This is a genomic window from Arsenophonus endosymbiont of Bemisia tabaci Q2 (genome assembly GCF_902713415.1).
In the GTDB taxonomy this organism is placed as follows: domain Bacteria; phylum Pseudomonadota; class Gammaproteobacteria; order Enterobacterales; family Enterobacteriaceae; genus Arsenophonus.
In genome coordinates, this window is the sequence record NZ_CACTIE010000167.1 from 1 (window position 1) to 2,355 (window position 2,355).

Below are 2,355 nucleotides of genomic sequence, written 5' to 3' on the forward strand. Positions count from 1 at the left end.
TTCAACAAGTCATGATCGATGCGGGGCATATGGTGGAATATTTGCCTACCTATTCGCCAGATCTTAATTGAATTGAACATAAATGGGCACAAGTTAAATGCAAAAAAAGAGCGCTCGGATGCGACACAGATATTTTGTTGGCACTCAATATGCTGTAATCAAAATTAAGTCGCTTAGCTATATGTTACTTAATAGCCTGAAAAGCGCTGCAAATGGGTTACCCGTTTTTAGGAATCAAATTCATCAGTATTTAAATAATCGTCATCAATATCAAGATCCACTTTCTTCATTAAAAAAACGTGAATTTGAAGTATTACGTGAAATTGCTAATGGATTAAAAAATAGAGAAATATCTAAATCTCTTTTTATTTCTGAAGAAACAGTCAAGGTACATATTCGTAATTTGCTAAAAAACTTAATGTGCGTTCTCGCTTGGAAGCCAGCCTAGTTTATATGCGTGCTAAATAAACTTAACATAGATAAAATATCATTAAAGGATGAAGAAATGATTTATTAAAACATCATCATCTAACACATAGTATATTTATATGCATTGCTTAATTAACACATCATTTTATGTGATGTAGAATATATTTTATTGAATTTTTTTATAATCGATTTCTAATAAATTTAATAAGTATTCTACTTAATAGTAGCCTTATATAGATTATTATCGCATTTTGCAGCATTATAGAGATCTTTGCTACATATCAAAAAAAGAAATTATGATGTGAACTTCAGCAAGTTACATACTTTATATAAAAATTGTGATACTATTAAAAAGGGACGTCAGTGGCTGGATAATCATCATATAATCTATCAATTCCATGATTATCGCACGGATGGGATATCAATTGAATTACTCGAAATTTTTATTCAATACTTAGGCTAGGAAGTCTTGATCAATAAACGTGGTACAACCTGGAAAAATTGTCCGATAAGCAAAAAGCGAATATTATTGATGTCGCTAGTGCTAAAGAGTTAATGTTAAAATATCCAGCAATTATTAAACGCCCATTATTAACAACTACTGGTAACCAGTATCTACTCGGTTTTTCTATAGACCAATACCAACAATTTATTCATCACAGAGGCTAACTATGATTTGTCCTGTTCTTAAGCTTGCGCAACAACTTATTCAACAACCCTCTGTTAGCCCCGATGATAATGGCTGTCAAATAATTTTAATTAATCGATTGAAAAAAGTTGGTTTTTCAATCGAAGTCATGCCCTTTGACGATACCACCAATCTATGGGCATATCATGGCAAACAAGGTGAAACGCTAGCTTTTTCTGGACATACCGATGTTGTTCCACCAGGTGCAACTGACAATTGGCGTTATCCTCCCTTTACACCAACATTAAATAACGGACTGCTCTATGGCCGAGGAGCAGCCGATATGAAAGGTTCCCTTGCGGCAATGATTATTGCCGCCGAAAGATTTATTAGCGATTTTCCCAACCATTCTGGCCGATTGGCCTTCTTAATTACCTCTGACGAAGAGGCTAAAACCACTAACGGAACGGTAAAAGTGGTTGATGAATTAATGATACGCAATGAACAAATTGATTATTGCGTAGCTGGTGAACCATCTAGCCAGATTAAAATTGGTGATATTATCAAAAATGGTCGTCGAGGATCACTCACTGCCAAACTCACCATCGAAGGAACGCAAGGGCACATTGCTTACCCCCATTTAGCCAATAATCCAATACATAGTTCATTAGCTTTTTTACATGAACTAGTTAATAAAAAATGGGATGCAGGGAATGCTTATTTTCCTTCCACCAGCATGCAGATTTCCAATATTCATGCTGGTACTGGTAGTAACAATATTATTCCTGGCCAGTTAGTCATACAATTCAATTTTCGCTTTAGCAACGAACTCACCGAGCAACAAATTCGCCACCAAGTTGAAGCAATACTAGAAAAATATCAACTCGATTATAAAATTGAGTGGTCATTATCCGGCCATCCATTTTTAACAGAAAAAGGTAAATTAATTAATATTGTCAGCCAGGTGATAGAACAATATTGCGGCTATCAACCTCAGTTATCAACTGATGGAGGAACATCTGATGGCCGCTTTATTGCTAAAATGGGGGCACAAATTGTTGAATTAGGCCCTTTAAATGCAACCATTCATAAAGTTGATGAATGTGTTAGTGTTGCTGATCTTCAGAAATTAAGTCTCGTTTATCAGGAAATTATGCAAAAAATATTATTATGAACCTCAAATTTAAATTCACTAGCTATATTATTAGTTAAATAATAAATTGGGTTAAATTTTTTCCCCATCGATTTGTGGCAACCTTAATAGATAAGCTAGCAATATCGCTAGGATTAAGATATAG

Annotated in this window: 2 protein-coding genes and 1 pseudogene; all 3 read left to right on the forward strand. The window is 34.4% G+C overall.

The genetic code is table 11. The annotated features are described in order from the left end of the window. The first annotated feature begins 97 nt into the window (after nucleotides 1-97). The 3 genes and pseudogenes from ARSQ2_RS14055 (at nucleotide 98) to dapE (ending at nucleotide 2,231) form a co-directional block, all read left to right on the forward strand. Nucleotides 98-448, forward strand: a complete 351-nt coding sequence (locus tag ARSQ2_RS14055) for a LuxR C-terminal-related transcriptional regulator (RefSeq protein ID WP_181995084.1) — start codon at nucleotides 98-100, stop codon at nucleotides 446-448. A 282-nt stretch (nucleotides 449-730) separates the two neighbouring features. Beyond that, nucleotides 731-1,098 (forward strand): annotated as a pseudogene (locus tag ARSQ2_RS08950) (ArsC family reductase). A gap of 2 nt (nucleotides 1,099-1,100) precedes the next feature. Beyond that, complete coding sequence (dapE, locus tag ARSQ2_RS08955; protein WP_181995085.1) at nucleotides 1,101-2,231, forward strand: succinyl-diaminopimelate desuccinylase; 1,131 nt, start codon at nucleotides 1,101-1,103, stop codon at nucleotides 2,229-2,231. The last annotated feature ends 124 nt before the right edge of the window (nucleotides 2,232-2,355 follow it).